This window comes from Paenibacillus suaedae (genome assembly GCF_032337355.1).
Lineage (GTDB): Bacteria > Bacillota > Bacilli > Paenibacillales > Paenibacillaceae > Paenibacillus_B > Paenibacillus_B suaedae.
On the sequence record NZ_JAVYAA010000002.1, the window covers coordinates 379,150 to 396,418 of the forward strand.

Annotated in this window: 15 protein-coding genes and 1 pseudogene; 6 read left to right on the forward strand and 10 right to left on the reverse strand. The window is 44.2% G+C overall.

Annotation, left to right across the window (positions count from 1 at the left end; genetic code table 11):
* Nucleotides 1-207: 207 nt before the first annotated feature.
* Both RQP50_RS09400 and RQP50_RS09405 read right to left on the reverse strand, forming a co-directional pair.
* Entirely contained in the window at nt 208-861 is a 654-nt protein-coding gene (locus RQP50_RS09400) for an HAD family hydrolase (protein WP_315745036.1), read from the reverse strand.
* 556 nt (nt 862-1,417) lie between these two features.
* The gene (locus tag RQP50_RS09405) at nt 1,418-1,846 is read right to left on the reverse strand and encodes a hypothetical protein (RefSeq protein ID WP_315745038.1); all 429 of its coding nucleotides are present in this window, start codon (nt 1,844-1,846) and stop codon (nt 1,418-1,420) included.
* Nucleotides 1,847-1,947: 101 nt separating this feature from the next.
* On the opposite strand from RQP50_RS09405, the pseudogene RQP50_RS09410 reads away from it, so the two are divergent.
* Nucleotides 1,948-2,452, forward strand: a pseudogene (locus RQP50_RS09410) (transposase-like zinc-binding domain-containing protein); the annotation flags it as partial.
* 35 nt (nt 2,453-2,487) lie between these two features.
* On the opposite strand, the gene RQP50_RS09415 reads toward RQP50_RS09410, so the two are convergent.
* The 3 genes from RQP50_RS09415 to RQP50_RS09425 form a co-directional block, all read right to left on the reverse strand.
* Nucleotides 2,488-2,865, reverse strand: coding sequence for a cupin (locus tag RQP50_RS09415; RefSeq protein WP_315745040.1), 378 nt, complete (start codon nt 2,863-2,865; stop codon nt 2,488-2,490).
* Between the two features lie 273 nt (nt 2,866-3,138).
* Nucleotides 3,139-3,612, reverse strand: coding sequence for a hypothetical protein (locus RQP50_RS09420; protein WP_315745042.1), 474 nt, complete (start codon nt 3,610-3,612; stop codon nt 3,139-3,141).
* Nucleotides 3,613-3,751: 139 nt separating this feature from the next.
* Nucleotides 3,752-4,240: an NUDIX hydrolase gene (locus RQP50_RS09425; protein WP_315745044.1), complete on the reverse strand. Its 489-nt coding sequence runs from the start codon at nt 4,238-4,240 to the stop codon at nt 3,752-3,754.
* A gap of 493 nt (nt 4,241-4,733) precedes the next feature.
* Between RQP50_RS09425 and RQP50_RS09430 the strand changes: the two genes are divergently transcribed.
* The 5 genes from RQP50_RS09430 (at nt 4,734) to RQP50_RS09450 (ending at nt 11,488) form a co-directional block, all read left to right on the forward strand.
* Nucleotides 4,734-6,083, forward strand: coding sequence for an FAD-dependent oxidoreductase (locus RQP50_RS09430; RefSeq protein WP_315745046.1), 1,350 nt, complete (start codon nt 4,734-4,736; stop codon nt 6,081-6,083).
* A gap of 38 nt (nt 6,084-6,121) precedes the next feature.
* A complete protein-coding gene (locus tag RQP50_RS09435) occupies nt 6,122-7,417 on the forward strand; it encodes a citrate transporter (RefSeq protein ID WP_315745048.1) in 1,296 nt (431 codons plus the stop codon).
* Nucleotides 7,418-7,582: 165 nt separating this feature from the next.
* Nucleotides 7,583-9,730: a hydantoinase/oxoprolinase family protein gene (locus RQP50_RS09440; protein ID WP_315745050.1), complete on the forward strand. Its 2,148-nt coding sequence runs from the start codon at nt 7,583-7,585 to the stop codon at nt 9,728-9,730.
* 119 nt (nt 9,731-9,849) lie between these two features.
* Complete coding sequence (locus RQP50_RS09445) at nt 9,850-10,560, forward strand: hypothetical protein (protein WP_315745052.1); 711 nt, start codon at nt 9,850-9,852, stop codon at nt 10,558-10,560.
* A 67-nt stretch (nt 10,561-10,627) separates the two neighbouring features.
* Nucleotides 10,628-11,488, forward strand: a complete 861-nt coding sequence (locus tag RQP50_RS09450; RefSeq protein ID WP_065294031.1) for a MurR/RpiR family transcriptional regulator — start codon at nt 10,628-10,630, stop codon at nt 11,486-11,488.
* A gap of 123 nt (nt 11,489-11,611) precedes the next feature.
* On the opposite strand, the gene RQP50_RS09455 is transcribed toward RQP50_RS09450, so the two are convergent.
* The 5 genes from RQP50_RS09455 to RQP50_RS09475 form a co-directional block, all read right to left on the reverse strand.
* The gene (locus RQP50_RS09455) at nt 11,612-13,897 is read right to left on the reverse strand and encodes an ATP-dependent DNA helicase (RefSeq protein WP_315745054.1); all 2,286 of its coding nucleotides are present in this window, start codon (nt 13,895-13,897) and stop codon (nt 11,612-11,614) included.
* A gap of 544 nt (nt 13,898-14,441) precedes the next feature.
* A complete protein-coding gene (locus RQP50_RS09460; RefSeq protein ID WP_315745056.1) occupies nt 14,442-14,582 on the reverse strand; it encodes a hypothetical protein in 141 nt (46 codons plus the stop codon).
* A gap of 169 nt (nt 14,583-14,751) precedes the next feature.
* Entirely contained in the window at nt 14,752-16,596 is a 1,845-nt protein-coding gene (locus tag RQP50_RS09465; protein WP_394358379.1) for an ABC transporter ATP-binding protein, read from the reverse strand.
* Nucleotides 16,574-17,020, reverse strand: coding sequence for a lasso peptide biosynthesis B2 protein (locus tag RQP50_RS09470; RefSeq protein ID WP_315745058.1), 447 nt, complete (start codon nt 17,018-17,020; stop codon nt 16,574-16,576). Before RQP50_RS09470 ends, RQP50_RS09465 begins: the two co-directional genes overlap by 23 nt.
* A complete protein-coding gene (locus RQP50_RS09475) occupies nt 17,020-17,268 on the reverse strand; it encodes a PqqD family protein (protein WP_315745060.1) in 249 nt (82 codons plus the stop codon). The genes RQP50_RS09470 and RQP50_RS09475 overlap by 1 nt, the downstream gene beginning before the upstream one ends.
* Nucleotide 17,269 lies beyond the last annotated feature (1 nt).

Consider the following 17,269-nt stretch of genomic DNA (forward strand, 5'->3'; position numbering starts at 1 on the left):
TTTCTAACGTTATTGTATCTACGAAACCAAGAAGCTTATAGCACGCACGCGCAGGGGCCGTCAGACATTAGCCTTGCAGGGTTATCTGAAGAATCCTCACCCGAATATTCTTCATACAGACCAAGGAGCGTAGATGCTGTGTTATAAGATGTCATCGCCCTCTTCGAGATTCATACATTTGACCTTGCACGATCAATATCAGTTACTCTATAACTGAAATACAATTGATTTTAGTTCATTTAAGTCCTCTATAACGATATCAGCCTGAGCAAGTTCATCTTCTTGTGCAAAATCAAAATTACATCCGATTGCAACCAACCCATTATCCTTAGCTGCATTTATATCCGATATTCGATCTCCTACTACTGCACCATGAGTAATACCATACTTATCTATAATCGTCTTCACCAAATCTGATTTATTCAATGAATCTATTTGCTGGATACTACATGTTTCAGTAACCCAGTTATCCAAATCATAAAACTTTACAATCGCAGCTAAGTACTCTGTTAAGCCATTACTTGCTATGTAAATTGTGCAATTATTCTCTGTTAAAAAGCTGAAAACTTCCTTTACATGAGGATATAAATCCCCTTTTCCACTATTTATATTCTCAATTAATCTCTCTAAAAAATAGGCATCAGTCTGTTCTCTTACTTCTATGGAATGATTGGGTAATAAAGTTTCCCATACTTTGGGTAATGGTGCACCCATAATCTCACGATATTTATCTATAGGAGTTTCTCTATCCCATTTATTTAGTGACTTCAGATGATTAAAGGTATCTTCGAGTGATTTTTCTAAGATCTTATCGGTTTGAAAAAGTGTGCCATCCATATCAAAAATGAATGATTGTATCATTGACTTCTACTCCTTTTCTTGTTCCCTAGAACAAAATATATTTACCAAATTGCCATCTCAAAATTTCTCCTCTCAACTAACAACTTCTTACAAACCAAGTGCAGTCCGCAGCCTAGATACGTTGTTATAACTGAAGTCATTGACTTCTCGAAATAACTAAATAAATTATAGATTTAATTTGCGAAGTACTTTATTCAGAGTGTTAATCTTATTCTTATGCTTTATAATTTCTTTTCGATACCTTGACCCGTACTTCTCTTTAGTTTCTAATGATACTTTATCAATTATTTGTTCGAGTAAAATGTAAGACTGTATACTAGCTTCTAGCTTATCTTCTAGTATAACCTCGAATAATACATCAACATGTTTTTCGTAATTCAATGGCTATAATGCATATAAAAGTGTTCCTCTACTACCTTCTGTTTCTGTATTTGGATCTTTCAGTAATTTTATTATTGGTACCACTACTTCTTGACATCTCAGATCCGACAAAGTTATTGCTACATGATTCCTTAGAATATCACTCACTTCATCCTCAAATTAGGATAGGAGAGTATTAATTACTTACTTGATTATTTAATATGGTACCATCAGGGTTTAATACATATTGCCATACTTCATTATTTTCTCCTGAGTAAAAATATGAAAACATAATAGCTTGTTTTTCCTTCAAAATAATAAATAGTTGATATTCTATATCTCCTTTTTTGATAGCATCATGTTCAACCTTATTCAAATCAGGCTTATATTTATATTCTGGTTTTGTTCTATCGTAGAGCCAAACATTACTATTATCTACATGATCACTTATAGGTTCTTGTCCGAATGCCTCCTGCATCTCAACCTCGGTCATTCCAATCTTTGCTGTCTTCTTGAAGTATTCAAGATCAATCGTTTGATTGGATTTATGATTAGAGGAACATCCTGAAATTATGATAGTAATCAATATAAATGGGAGAAAAAAGGCTGAGCACTTTTGACTCATTTTGTTTCACCTCTTTTGATTTTTCAGCCGACCCAGGAACAATGTCAAGACTTCTTTCTCTTAGGCGCGGTTATGTGAAGCGATAAAGAATGATAAATGCCGAACCCAAGAAGGTTATTGGGATAAATGAAGGTATTCGTGAATCCCGCTTTTGGAACGGCTTAGCGTGATTCATTGCGGAAGTCCTCGTGTAAAGCGAAATGGAACGTACCGTGAACGCCAACGATACTGCAAGGATTGCGGTAAAGCTTTAACGATATTAGCGAACCCCCTCTCTCTGACACACACAGTCCAGAGAAGTGGATGTGGTATTTTTTGATGATGGTTGAAAACAGAGGGAAGTCATTGCCCCAAATTGCAGTTGGACTCGATATACACGTTTCTACTCCATTTTATTGGAGACATAAGATTCTAAATGCCTTACGTTCATTAGGTCACCTAACATTGCAAGGCATTGTGGAAAGTGACAAGGGCAAGAAGGGGGGCATTGAACATCCCCGCAAGAGAGGCGGTAAAGCTCAAAAACGTGGGATTAGTGATGAACAAGTGTCAGTCATGGTGGCACTTGTTCGCAATGGTTCAATTTTTTCAAAGATAGTTGGACGTGTGTCAGAAACCTAATTTCACTACGGTTCGGTCATTTAAAACGACTTGACTGATGATGCCTCTTTAAAAGTCATAAAAGATGAAGGGGTTAATTCTTCGCTCTCAATTACAATTGCAGTTAATCCATTTGTCGTTTTTGTTTCGTGCCATTCATCCTTCTCCCAAAAAACAGCATCTCCAGCTTCAACTTTAAAATATTCATTTTTCTCGCCTCTAACATACCCTTCACCAGCCATAATAAGGAGGATTTGAGGCACAACTGCTTGGTGATAGCCCATAATACCTTTTTCTTCCAAATGCATACACCCAATGTGAGCAGCCTTTTCAGTTTGAATAATCCGGGACATAATAAAGTCGGAATTGAATTTTGAAATTCTCTTGCCAATCTCTTTATCGAATCTATAAAATTCCATTGTTTTCCCCCTATACTATAGTCGCACTAATTTTACCATGGAAAAAGTAAGTATCCTACAATTACATGATATTTAACAACAATCTTTTAGAAAACAGCGTTTTCTTATTATCCTTTTCATTTCCTCACTTAAAATTTCCAGTTGCTTTTGCCATTATTAATTGAACTTCTATGAATGGTTTTGAAATTGCACAGATTTCATCTAACGTCCTTGTATCTCACGACAAGGCCCAGCCCTTAGATAGCTCCTATCTTAGACTGGGTCGTGTGTTCATTAATATAAGGCATTTACATACTCTTTCCATTCCATATACAAATCTTCAATAGATTTATTTAATATGTTTTCAATCTCATCAGGTTCTCTGATTATTGTATTGAACTTGTCTTTTCCATACTTCTCATAAATGAATTGTACGATTACCTTAATTATCTTATCTCTAGCATCATATGTTCCTTCGGTGTCTCGACCTATCATCTGGCGAAACTGGTCTTTATCCGTATAAATATGAATAATTGCTTTTTCAGAGGGTGAGATTTGAAACATATCAGTAATCCGTTTATATTGACTTTCGAATTCACTTGATATTATTTCCACCATGGCATTAATATCCTGTTCTGTTTTTCGAACGTAAATCATAGCATGCTCAGTTTCTTTAGCAAGTGCTAGTTCCTTAGGATAAGTAATTGTTTGCAATGAACAAGAACTTATGAGCATAACCATTAGTGCCATTATAATGATCTTTTTCATATTTCGCCCCCCTCTAGATCATATTATTTCGTTTCGGTCTTCGGTTTCGCTGACTTCCTATATCGTTTATGTAAGGCATTTAGGCCGTAGCATAGATACAATGATAGCTGATGTCATGTGCTTTCATCGAGCTACCCATTCAAGATCTTTCAAGTTGCTTTAAATAATAAATGATCCCGGCTCGATCTACATTTGAAAATTGTAATGGGTTGCTATTGATTAAATCTGATAGCTCCTTTATGGTAATCCATTTAATATCTGTCGTTTCATCCCCGCTCTCTACTATCTCTCCTTCCGCTTTACATCTAAAATAATACCCTACTGAATCAATTGGCCCTCTTATTGTTTGATATGCTCCAAAGGGTTTCATACATTCAACTTCAAATTCTGGATCTATTCCGGTCGTATCAATTCTTGTGTCTTCTCCTTCAATTTCTGTTACTTCCAGTCCGGTCTCTTCCCTTACTTCTCTTCTCAATGCTTGTATTAATGATTCATATGGTTCAATTCGTCCTCCAGGTAATTCAATCTTTAATGGTTCGTTGGGTTTATTTCTTGTCTGAATTACAATTTGTCTTTCATTATTAAAGTCTCTTTCAATTATCGCTCTGGAGTTAACAAAGAACATATAATCATTCCCTTCCAACCATTTGTATTTCAAAAAAAGAAAGAGAGAATTCCTTCTCTCCTTCCTTACTTAGGAAGATAACAAAGCCTTATTAAATTGGTTCAATTTTACAACAAATTCACGTAATTTGTAATCACGAATCGGATTCACTGGTCAAACTTGTATTTGCTCAAGAGGATCGGAATCTTTCTCCGAAAGCCTTTACCTTGCTTCTTCCACCAGTTTAGATGTTTTTCTGTGACGCTGACGAACGGCGATCCATCAATCTCATTGTCGATTCCTTATCAAGGCTTCCGTACATCCGGAAGTCTTCTTTTTACGATAATTCCATACAACCCTCCTCTTACATCAATCATCATAATTCAGTAAATTATTTTCATTATTTTCGGATATTTAGAAAATAATTTTCTAAAAGCGTTTACAAACTATTTTTTATTTGTTAGCCTAAAGGCATCAGAGGATTTCCTCTTACGAGTAAAGGAGCGAAGCGTACATGATTCAGTATGACGTAGTTGTAATGGGCGGCGGGATCGCCGGTGCTATGGCAGCCATCGCCGCATCCAAGACCGGGGCGAAGACGCTTATTGTCGAGTCTCATGGGTTTCTTGGCGGCACACTGACCGCTAACGGCGTCGGCCCGATGATGACTTTCCATGCCGGCGAGAAGCAGGTTATTCAGGGCTTCACCGGGCATCTGATCGAGCGGCTGAAGCAGTTGGGCAAATCCCCGGGACATATTTTCGACACGGTCGGATTTACCTATTCTGTTACCCCGTTTGACGCCGAAGCGATGAAGCATGAGCTGGAGCTGATGGTCACGGAAGCAGGCGGCGATATTTTGTACCATACGATGCTGGCAGGCGTTTATATGGAAAATGGCCGCATCACGGGCATACAGGTCTGCAATAAATCCGGGCTCAGCGACATCCATGCCTCTGTCTTCATCGACGCAACAGGTGATGCCGACCTCTCTGCCCTTGCCGGGGTCGAATACTCCAAAGGACGCGAATCCGACGGAGCAACGCAGCCGATGACCCTGAAAATGAAAATGTACAACGTCGATATCCCAAGGGTCAAGGAATATATTCACAGTCATCCGGAAGACTTCCCGCTTTATAACGGGGATACCTCCATTATTGAGAAGTCCCCACGTCTGTCAGTTGGTGGCTTTGACAGCCTGTTCAGAATAGCCAAGGAGCGGGGCGAAATCTCCATTCCTCGTGAAAATATTTTGTTCTTTGAGACCAATAACCCGGGCGAGGTCATCCTCAATACAACGCGGATTATCGGCTATGACGCAACCGATGCGCACAGTCTCAGCCAGGCAGAAATGGAAGGCCGCAAGCAGTGTCGTGAGTTGGAGCTGTTTGTCCGCAAATACATACCGGGATTCGAGCATGCAGTTGTCGAGTCCACCGGACCAAGCATCGGTGTACGCGGCTCTCGTCAAATCAAAGGCATCTATACGCTGACGGCCGAGGATATTTTGCAGCAGCGCCTGTTCGACGATACAATCGCCCATTCAGGTTATCCGATCGACATCCATAGCCCGGACGGCGAGGGCACCAAGCATCAGAAACTGGAATGGGGCGGCGTATATAGCATTCCTTATTCCTGCATGATTACCGCCTCCGTACATAACCTGATCGTCATCGGCCGCTGCATCTCGGCAACTTTTGAAGCGCAAGCGGCGATGAGAACCACTCCGACAACTGGAGCCATCGGTCATGGCGGCGGGATTGCCGCTGCACTCGCGGCGTTAGAGGGCAAGAACGTACAAGACATCGACATCAAGAAAGTGCAGACGATTCTCAAAGAGCAAGGGGCATATCTGGAAATTTAGTTCAACTTCTTTCACCCATTTGGAGAGGGGAAATTCAGATGACAACTACAATGTGGTTCCAAGCAATCGGTATTCTGCTCGTATTTCTGGTGTTTGTAGGGCTGATGATGACGCGCAAGCTCCCAACCATTCTGGCGCTTCCGTGCATGGCGATTCTGTTCGCCATTATCGCAGGCGTACCTCTGTTATCAAGTGATCCAGAGACTGCAACAATCGCCAAGACGATTCTGGCCGGGGGCTCGATGAAACTATCTGGCGCCATTGCTGGACTCATCTTCGGTGCCTGGTTCGGCCAAATTCTGAACAAAGTCGGCATCACCAAATCCATTATTCGCAAGGCGGCCGAGTTGGCCGGAGATAAACCTGTACTTATAGCTATTCTATTTTTCATTACCGCATCCATTATTTTTTCCGCTGCAGGAGGACTGGGCATGGTCATCCTCGTCGGCACGATCGTCATTCCGATTATGCTGACGGCAGGAATTTCCCAATTCGTCGCTTCCATCGTTGTTCTACTTGCCGTTGGCGTCGGATCCCTGTTCAACGTGTCCAACTGGGCTGTATATGTCGATGTACTTGGTCTTTCCGTTGACCAAATCGCCAACTACACATTGGTTGTGGCTTCCCCATTGATCCTCATTGCCCTGGCCATGATCGTGTTCTATATCCGGAAAGATGGCAAAGGCCGCAAAGCTTGGACAATGCCAGCTGCAACACCTGGCGGCGGTGACAAAAAGGTGCCTGCGATTGCCCTGATTAGCCCGCTCGTACCGGTACTGCTCGTCTTTATCTTCAAGATCGATATCGTTCCAGCCGTCATTGCCGGTGCGATCGTCACGATCCTGCTCACCTGGCCAAAGCGTCCAGTCCATATCCTCTCCAGTGCCCTAGTGGAAGGAATTCAGGACGTTGCTGGCGCAATGGGACTCATGATCGGTATCGGCATTCTGCTCAGTTCCGTTATGTCGCCGCAAGTATCGGCGGTCATCTCGCCGCTGATCGAGTCCGTGCTGCCGAATACCCCACTAATGTTTATCCTGTTCTTCACGATTCTGTCGCCGCTGGCCATCTACCGCGGACCGCTGAACGTATGGGGCCTTGGCAGCGGCATCGCCGCTCTGTTCGTATCCGCAGGCATGACTCCGGTAGCTGCAATGCTTGCCCTGCGCGCTGTCAGCAACGTGCAATCCGTCTCCGACCCTACGAACTCGCATAACGTATGGGTAGCTGACTTCACGAAGAGCGACATTAATGAGATTCTGAAAAAGACACTGCCATGGACAATGGTATCCGTCTTGATCGCCGTCATCATTGGATCGTTTATGGTGTTTTAAGCCCGGGTGAATTCAAGATTCGATGTCGAATAACTACATGATTTACTTCATGATCAAAAGTGGACTTTTTGAATTACCTTTACAGATAAAACCGGGTACAAGGGCCCTGCGAAGAACCCTCGAGGCTCGAGCAGAAGGTCCTTGACCCGCCAACTGGAGGAGAACATGATGGGGAGAACGAAAGTAAGGGTCGGCATTGACGTCGGCGGTACGTTTACCGATGCGGCACTGATTGACAATGAAACATTCGAAGTCATTGAGAAAATGAAAATCCCAACCACCCACCATGACCCGGATGGCGTGGCCAAAGGGATTGTACAAATACTAAAGCGAATTCTGGACAGCAAAGGGATCCAGCCTGAAGACGTTACCTTCATCGCCCACGGAACAACGCAGGCTACCAACGCCCTGCTCGAAGGAGACGTGGCGCGTATCGGCATCATCGGTATGGGCTCCGGCATCGACGGACTCAGCGCCCGCTCCGAATCCAATCCGGGCGATATCGAGCTGGCTCCGGGTAAATTCCTGCACACGTTTCATACATATCTAGATTCCAAGAACATGACGGATGAGCAGATTAACAATGCCATCGACGAGTTGGCGGCCCAGGGCGCCGAGGTGATCGTTGCCTCCGAGGCGTACAGCGTGGATGACCCAACCAATGAGCTACGCGTTGTGGAGCTTGCTAACCGCAAGGGTCTTTATGCCACGGGCGGACATGAGATCAGCCAGCTCTACGGTCTGAAGACACGGACAAGAACAGCCGTCATTAACGCCTCCCTCATTCCGAAAATGATGGAGACCGCCAATATGACCGAGAAGTCCGTCAAAGATGCCAACATCCAATCCCAGCTCATGATTATGCGCTGCGATGGCGGTGTCATGAGCATTGACGAGGTACGCAAGCGCCCGATTTTGACGATGCTATCCGGTCTTGCCGCAGGCGTTGCCGGGGCGTTGATGTACGAGAAGATTTCCGACGGTATCTTCTTCGAGGTCGGCGGAACCAGTGTCGACATCTCCGTGATTAAGAACGGCAAGGTAATGATCAAAAATGCTGAGGTCGGCGGCCACCGCACCTACCTGCAATCCTTGGATGTGCGAACACTTGGCATCGCCGGCGGCAGCATGATCAAGGTGGCAGGTGGAAAAATTACCGATGTCGGGCCGCGCAGTGCGCATATCGCCGGTAAAGAGTACGAAGCCTTCACCCCAACAGAGAACATCGTCGATCCGAAGGTGAAATTCATCAGCCCCCGCGAGGGCGACCCTGCCGAATACGTCATCTGCGAATGTGCCGGGGGCAAAGAATTCTCGTATACACTAGCCGGAGCGGCCAACATACTGAATTATATTCCCGAGGGCGATTATGCTAGAGGAAACAAGGAGGCGGCGCTGAAATCCTGGAAGGCGCTAGCCGATCATGTTGGACTAAGCGTAGAGGAAGCCGCTAGACAGGTTATGAATATCGCCATCGATAAGACGATGAAAACTGTCAACGAGATGATTGAGGACTATGAGCTTGACCGCAGCTTTGTCACACTGGTTGGCGGCGGTGGCAGCGGTGCGGTACTCATCCCAGCAATGGCGGAGCGCAAAGGATTCAAATCGCAAATTGCCAACAATGCACCTTATGTCTCCACGATCGGCGTAGCACTGGCCATGGTCAAAGAACAGCTAGAGCGGACGGTCGTCAATCCGACCGAAGAGGATATCAAGCGCATCCGCGCCGACATCATCGAGCGTATCGTACAGTCTGGCGCTTCCGAGGAGACGGTCGAAGTCAGCATCGAGATCGACAGCCAGAAGAATATTCTCCGCGCTATGGCGACTGGCTCAACCGAGCTGCGCTCCAAGGATCTGACACAGGAAGCAATGTCGGTGGAAGATATGAGGGCCGTTGCTGCCAGCTCCATCGACCAGCCGCTAGAATCGACAACACTCGCCGCTCAGACCGGACGCTGGAGCCTGTTCGTCAGCGAGAATGTGAAGAAATCTTTTTTTGGCTTGTTCAAAAAGAAATCCAACTCTGTCAGCGTACTCGACCGCGAAGGCGTCGTCCGCTTCAAGAAGAGCAATGTGCACTATACGAAGCTGAGCAAATCCGCGCCGGAAGCGCTAAGCTCATTCCTGGACGATAACACCATTTATTCCGATGCCAATGCCACGATTCCGAAGGTATTCGTCTTTTATAAGGAGAAGATGCTGGACTTAACCGGCATGCAGACCAAAGAGCAGCTGCTGTCCATCCTTGAAATTGAAGCCGAGATGCTCGCAGCAGAGGATGAAATGCTGCTTGTGGCTTATCAGTAACAGGAAACCGCCTTGTATTTCTAGTGAAACTGCAGAGCGTTATTTAGGATAAAAACAGGCTTGCAGTCACTCCTATTGCTCTATAAGGAGATACCTACTGCTAGCTAGGAGGCGTTCGAATGCCAGTTCAAACCCTATCGCCGTACTCGCTGTCCGGTCTGTCCGATGAAGTTTTAGGCTGTATGGAGCTGCGTCAAGATCCATTGTTTTATAAAATACCGTCAGATAAAATTCCATATTACGTTCATGAGTCGCTTCAGGCCGGACGCTTGGCGGCTGAGACATACAAAGGCTTCGGCATTCGCGACATGTACAGGGACGCAGGACTTCGTTATGAGATCACGGAGACTTCTGGCACATTTCATAACATCTCCTTCCGCGCACAGATTGATTTTTCCAAGACTACACCGGAAATTATTCTGTACGCCTCCTCGCTCAAAGGAATGCGGACGGTATGCCAAGAGATCCTAGGCGAAAGATCCAGTGGCAGCGCAGCGGATCTCGACCTTCTAGTCGATATTCATCTGGCTCATGAGTTCTATCACTGGCTGGAGTATCGGGAGAAGATTTTCACGAATGAAAAGCTTGAGCGGATCGAGGTTTTTAAGTTAGGGCCATATACGAGGAAATCAAGCGTAGTGCAGTGCTGTGAGATTGCTGCGCATGCCTTCTGCAAAGAACTGCTGGGACTTCCCTTCCTCCCCAATTTGCTGGACTATGCCTATTTAATCGGGGAGCAACAGCTTGCGAAGGGAGATTTTATGGAACAGATCGAAACTTGCAAATTATGGATAAGGCGAACTCTCAATACCTCACTCAGTATGATATAATGGGAAAAGCTATTGCCAGACACGCACCGGAGTAGTCATTTCCAGCGTTAGATCAGGAGGAGGTATCATGTCTTCACAGGTTCCGGCCGTCATCGCCAAAATCGTATCCCAATCGCAAAAATTAACATATGGTGAGAATCAGATCGCCAATTTCGTCATACACAATCCGGATTTTATTACGCGCAACACGATTACGGCCATTGCCAATGAAATCGGCGTATCGGAGACTAGTATCAACCGCTTCTGTAAAAAAGTCGGATTCAAGGGCTTCAACGATTTCAAAATCGCCTTCGCCCAAGACGCCTTCTATCGAGATATGCAGGCTAAGAAAAAAGAGAGACGAGAAATCAATCCGATCGATGCGCTTGCACTCGATTATAATGAACTGATTGTCAATACATCAGCGCTTGTCACCGAGGAACAGCTCCGCCAAGTGGTAGACATTCTGAAGGGAGCACGGCGCATCTATATTATCGGCATGTTCGATTCTTATCTGGCCGCTATCGCCTTGAAGAATCGCTTGTCCATCATCGGCATCATGGCCGAAGCGATCAATGACAGCCGCGCCATGAAAATCGCCGCCGCACAATGCAGCAAAGAAGACGCTGTTGTGGCATTCTCCCGCTCCGGCTCGACGAAGGAAATCGTGGAGACGGTTGCGATCGCACAAGTTCACCAGGTCAAGACGGTTGCGATCACCTGTTACGATTCGTCACCCATTACGGAGAATGCGGACTTGAACATCATCGTGCCGGATAAGATATCGGTCAATAACAGCGCTCTCATGTCCAACCACATCACGTTCCTGTTCGTCGTCGATTTGATCATGAGCATCTTCATTTCATCGGACAAGGCTTACCTGAAGAAGAAGCTTGACAGTGAGGCCGTTCTGGCCAGCGATCAGGCGATGACCAACTATTATTTATGAACATTACAAAGTTCCTAAAGCGTTCTTTCCATCACGGAAGGGGCGCTTTTTTCATGACCACACTTGCGGGCAAAAGCCTTTTTGGTCAAATCCATATTTATGTGAAAGTTCCCCCGTTACGGCTCACTTCCACTCATCCGGCATCAATGCCGCATAATGCGGGTGCAGATAACGGTCATCAATCAGCAGTAATTCCCCCTGATCCGTCTCTGTACGGATCAGCCGTCCTCCGGCCTGCAGTACCTTGTTCATACCCGGAAATACGTAGGCATAGTCAAAACCGTTCTTGCCCTGCGAGTTGAAGTAGTCGCGGATGATATCATGCTCCAGGCCGATCTGCGGCAGTCCTACACCAACGATGGCAACACCGGTCAAGCGATCTCCCACTAGATCGATCCCCTCGGAGAAAACACCGCCCATTACCGCAAAACCGATCAATACCCCTTCATTTCCAGCATCGAAGGCTGACAGGAAACTGTCCCGCTCCTCCTCCGCCATATCCCCCCGCTGCAGCAACAGCCGCAAGTTTGCATCTTCGGCATGAGCAGCAGCAAAAGCTTCATAGACGAGATTCATATAAGCATAGGAAGGAAAAAAGAATAAATAGTTTCCGGGACGATCGGTAATCATCTGCCCCAACCGTCTCACCAGCCCAAGCTTGGTTCCCTCGCGATCGTGATAACGCGTCGACAACGGCTCGATCTGAACCGCGAGCTGCTCGCGGAAGAATGGAGACGGTAAAGATAATGTATAATCCTCCTCTGGACTTGCCCCCAACATGTCCCGAAAATAGGACATTGGCGTAAGGGTAGCCGAGAAGAAAATATGCGAGCGGAAACCCTTGCCCATTTCCCGCAGCAGATGAGAAGGATCGAGACAGAACAGCTTCATGGATACTTCTCTCGAAGAAATCTCGGCATAGGTTACATATCTTTCGTCGTACAGCTTGCTGATCCTCACAAAATTCTGCGTCGCAAAATAAACCTGCAGCAACGATTGCGACTGCTCAGTATCCTGACGGGAGCCAAGCTCCTCTTCTGCTGCAAGGATAAATGCCGCGGTCCGCTCAACCAGTTGTACAGGAACTTCCTGCGTAATTTGTGCGTTTGCGTCCGATTCTTTGCGCAGTTGTATAAAGAAGGCGTTCACTGCCTTGGCCGCCTTGTACACCTCAGCGTTAAGCTCTTTATATTCCCGCTGCAAGCTGAGAAAATCCCCTTTATTCAATGTGGCTGAATACATCTCTCGTGCCCGATCGACCAGATTATGCGCCTCGTCAATCAGAATCGCCGTCCGGCTCTTCCGCTCGGCGAACATTCTTTTCAACGAAATTCTAGGGTCGAAAATATAATTATAGTCGCAGATCACCGCATCCGCCGCATAAGCGAGATCAAGCGAAAATTCAAATGGACAAACTCGGTGCTTGCGTGCATATTGCTCAATGATTTGCCGGGTAATAAGCAACTCATTAGTCAATATATCAAGTACAGCCTCATTAATCCGATCATAGTAACCATCCGCGAATGGACAATCTTCCTTGCGGCAGCTCACCTGATCCTGAAAACAAATTTTCTCCTTGGCCGTAATAGTTACAGTATGCATCTGCAATCCTCGCGACTGCATCAGGGCGAACGTCTCCTCCGCTGCAGTACGGGTAGTCGTCTTGGCAGTCAAATAGAAAAACTGCTCAAGCTGTCCCGTCCCCATTGCCTTTACTGCGGGAAACGTTGTTGAAATCGTCTTTCCGATCCCTGTGGGAGCTTTGGCAAATAATTTTACTCCCTCATCGATCACTTTATAGACCGCACCTGCCAATTTACGCTGTCCGGCCCGATAAGAAGCGAAAGGGAAATCCAGCCCGCTGATGCTTCTGTCCCGTGTAATCCGGTGATCGCGAAGCATCCGTGCATAAGGAGCGTAATTCTCCACCACATCCCGTACAAATAACTCCAATTCCGCAAAAATTGCCTCCTGCTGAAACCGTCTTTGTTCGCCCGTTGCGACTTGTACGTAGGTCAATTGGATTTTCATTCGAGCAGGTTCATGCTCTCTGGCGTACATATAGGCATAGCATTTAGCTTGAGCCCAATGAACCGGATAGGTATCCTCCAGTGTCTGTGGGATCTCGCCAGATGTCGACTTAATCTCATCGATGACGACGGATCCGTCTTCTTCTACCAACAACCCATCGCAGCGCCCGTCTATGACAAACAGCAGATCTCCGCAAGGAATCTCTGCCGATAAATATACTTCTTTCTGATCCGCCTCACCGTAAGTTCGCTGCACCTGCTGATGCGCTTTAGTTCCCTCCGTCAGGGCCGTTCCCGCTCTGAAACCGCTATCCAAATCCCCGCTGCGGTACACGTACTCAACCAAAGGCCTCACCGCAATTTTCACTTGATCCTTCATCGCTTCACCCGCTGACTTTCGCTATAGAACATTTGTTCCATAGTATACCATAAAACGGTTAGTTCTCCTTACTTTTAATGAACCTTTTTCAACAAATCCTTTCTTCACAAAAAAAACAGCGCCCTTGCATTCATTATGAACGCAAGGACGCTGTCAGCTCGTAAATCGGAAATTCGATCTTTTTTCATAATCTACCCTAGTTATGAATCGACGTTGATGATGATTCCACGGGAACGGCCATGCATTGGAGAGACTATTATCACTTATTTCAAGTATATCATTCGGATACCACAAAGACTCATTATTGTCTGAAGCATCTAATAGATTGTCCTTCAGTTCGGTAGCCGCTGCCTCACCTGGTTCTAACTAAAGCGTATTTCGGAGGTCTTTCCAAATATTCACCAGTCCGGACGGGCGGTTCCACGGACACGGCAGCTCCTTGATAAGTCGCAGCTCGTACTCCGAAGATCCTTCCGGATTCTCACCAGTCCGGACAGGCGGTTCCGAAATCTCGTTGCATCAAGGCAAGCATAGTTTCAACAGTCTATTGCTTCGCCTTTTGGGACGCTCCTTTAGAAGCTGCACCAGCGCCTGTTTCTGCCCCAAATTCCGCATCAAGATTTGGAACACCTAATTTCTTTTTTACTTGCTTGGAGCTATGCTTCGCATTATTCTTCTTGTTCATCACATTACACCTCCTCATGTCGTGAGAATCGGCAATTATCTGAACGTTTTGAGAAAACCACTGTCTCCTCAAGTAGTATTATGTGATAAGCAGCTTTGCCCTATGCGTTGTTCATGTGAGCGGCTTCAATGCTTTCATGAATTAAAACTCTCCGGTTTACCATATTTATTTAAATGGCCTTGTCAAGAAATTGTTCTTTAGCTAATTCTCTATATAACGGTACTTTATCCAGTAACTCGTTATGATTACCGGAACCAACAATTCTTCCATGTTCAAGAACATAGATTATATCTGAATCAACTATTGTCGAGAGACGATGTGCTACAACAATGACCGTTTTAGACTCTCTCATCTTGTCAATAGCTTTTTTCAACCCAATTTCATTTAAACTATCTAAATTGGATGTCAATTCATCAAGAAGAACAATCTTTGCTTTTGATAAAAGAGAGCGAGCCATAGCTAACCGCTGGCGTTCTCCACCAGATAAAGTAGTACCAGATTCTCCAATTTTCATGTCTAGTTTTTCAGAAGAACGTTCTATCAAATAGCTAAGGTTTACCTCTTTTAAAACATCGTAACATTCTTGATCAGATACATTAGAATTTCCTAAAAGTAGATTATCTCGTAAAGTCCCGGCTACAACAGGTGCATTTTGTTCAACATAAGTGATACGTTTCCGAAGCTCTTCACGAGAATAGCTTCGATAATCCTTTCCGTCTACATAAATATGCCCGCTGATAGGATCATAAAATCTTTCTATTAATTGTAAAATAGTACTTTTCCCTGCACCAGAAGGCCCGACAATAGCTGTGCGCTTCCCATATTCTGCACGTAAAGTAACTTCTTTAAGTATCATTTCCTCTTCTTTTTGAGCAATATCTGCTCTAAACTCTAATTTGTTATATCCAAAACTAACTTTTTCAAAAAGTACCATCCCTTTTTGTGCAGAAGAATTGAGTGAAAATGTTATTGCAGGATTTGTATCATTATCAGTTTCTAAAGCAAGATCTAATAATTCTTTAATTCTTGCAAAAGCTCCAAGTGATTCTCCTATTCCAGAAAAAGCACCAAAAATTTGCCCCACTGGTCCAATCATAATAAATAGTAGTAAAGCAAAAGCAATTAAATCTGCAATCGTCATATATCCCATAGAAACACGATACCCGCCAAAACCAAGGACAATCAGACCACATACTTGTAAACTCATATTTGAAATTGGCATCATAAATGACTGTATTTTTGCTAAACGTATTCCTAACTTTCGTAAATGCTCTGCCTGTAGCTTAGCTTTATCTTCCTCTATTGAAGTAGAATTTGTAGAACGAATGGTTCTAATCGCATGTAAATCACGTTCAACAAGTCCACTAAGTTTTCCGAGTTCTTGTTGAACACGAAAACTTGCCTTTTGTATAATATTACTCATAAAAACGATTCCGATAAATGCCAGACATACGGTTACTAAAGCTGTTAAGAATAAAAGGATATCTTTTAAAGCTAGACCTATTGCTGCACCAACTACAATAAAAGATCCACTAGTTAATGCAACTGTCCCTTGAATAAGAGCCATTCTTAGTCTCGAAGAATCACCGCTCACTCTACTAAGCAAATCCCCTACACTTCTTTTGTCATACTCATAAATTGGGAGTCTTAACAAATGGCTAATCAGATTGCTTCGTGCTTCAAAAACAACACCTTCGCCTATTTTCTGTAACAAATAATATTGTATAGTAGTTAAAATCATAGAAACGGATAAAACCAAAATAAGAAGTATTAAAGTACTATTGACTGTAAATCCTGAGCTTGATTGCTTTACTAAATCTGCCACTAAGTTTGGTTGAATAAGTGTTAAAATTGCACTTGAAATACCAAGCATTAATACCAAGAAGAATTCTAATTTATGTCCTGTAGTTAAAGCAAACAATTGTCGTAAACTAGCTCTTGGAATCGGTTCATATCGCTCATCTTGTTCAAGTTCTTTAGGTTTGGGATTATTATTCTCCATATTTTTCTGCAATTTCCTCACCAAAATTAGGTACACTTATAACTTTGGAATATAAACTTATTTCATCCGGCTCTCCAACTGGAATACCGTTTAATTCAACCCATGCATGTGCCCTAAATGGCTCTAGGGCGTATCCGGTACACCAACTAACAGATCTTCGTTTTAACCACGTTGCTACTACAACCGCAAGTGAACGTCTCAGACAACCCTCTTGACTTCGACATCTCTTACTTACGGTACATACTGCATCACGAATAACCTGAACTTGTTCCTTAGAAGCCGATGGATAACTTCTCGTTAGACGAGAAAATATCTTTTCTATCATACTTGGAGGGAGCCAATTCAGAGGTGCTGATAGAAGTATAGCTAGCCTAGCATGCCATCTTGCCCCATTTGATACTTGTCCTGGCTGTTCTGGAAAAAGCGGTATATCCATTATGCTAGTCCCACCTCTCTAAGCATTGAAAGAAATTCATTAACATCATTTTCTGCAATAGCACTCTCTAAACCAAAAGTCTTTTCTAATTCAGCCACTAATTCATTCCTAGTTTTTCCTTCATCTAATCCTTGAATTAAAAGTTTTCCAACTTGATTTACTTGAAAATAAATTCCTCTACTTTTGTCAAAAATCATTGCCCCAGTATCTTGTTCAATTATTTTAAGTTCTCTTTTTATCTTTTTCATA

Coding starts and splice junctions, on each gene's coding strand:
- RQP50_RS09400 (WP_315745036.1), bottom strand. CDS start 861: ATGATACAATCATTCATTTTTGATATGGATGGCACACTTTTTCAAACC.
- RQP50_RS09405 (WP_315745038.1), bottom strand. CDS start 1,846: ATGAGTCAAAAGTGCTCAGCCTTTTTTCTCCCATTTATATTGATTACT.
- RQP50_RS09415 (WP_315745040.1), bottom strand. CDS start 2,865: ATGGAATTTTATAGATTCGATAAAGAGATTGGCAAGAGAATTTCAAAA.
- RQP50_RS09420 (WP_315745042.1), bottom strand. CDS start 3,612: ATGAAAAAGATCATTATAATGGCACTAATGGTTATGCTCATAAGTTCT.
- RQP50_RS09425 (WP_315745044.1), bottom strand. CDS start 4,240: ATGTTCTTTGTTAACTCCAGAGCGATAATTGAAAGAGACTTTAATAAT.
- RQP50_RS09430 (WP_315745046.1), top strand. CDS start 4,734: ATGATTCAGTATGACGTAGTTGTAATGGGCGGCGGGATCGCCGGTGCT.
- RQP50_RS09435 (WP_315745048.1), top strand. CDS start 6,122: ATGACAACTACAATGTGGTTCCAAGCAATCGGTATTCTGCTCGTATTT.
- RQP50_RS09440 (WP_315745050.1), top strand. CDS start 7,583: ATGATGGGGAGAACGAAAGTAAGGGTCGGCATTGACGTCGGCGGTACG.
- RQP50_RS09445 (WP_315745052.1), top strand. CDS start 9,850: ATGCCAGTTCAAACCCTATCGCCGTACTCGCTGTCCGGTCTGTCCGAT.
- RQP50_RS09450 (WP_065294031.1), top strand. CDS start 10,628: ATGTCTTCACAGGTTCCGGCCGTCATCGCCAAAATCGTATCCCAATCG.
- RQP50_RS09455 (WP_315745054.1), bottom strand. CDS start 13,897: ATGAAGGATCAAGTGAAAATTGCGGTGAGGCCTTTGGTTGAGTACGTG.
- RQP50_RS09460 (WP_315745056.1), bottom strand. CDS start 14,582: ATGAACAAGAAGAATAATGCGAAGCATAGCTCCAAGCAAGTAAAAAAG.
- RQP50_RS09470 (WP_315745058.1), bottom strand. CDS start 17,020: ATGGATATACCGCTTTTTCCAGAACAGCCAGGACAAGTATCAAATGGG.
- RQP50_RS09475 (WP_315745060.1), bottom strand. CDS start 17,268: ATGAAAAAGATAAAAAGAGAACTTAAAATAATTGAACAAGATACTGGG.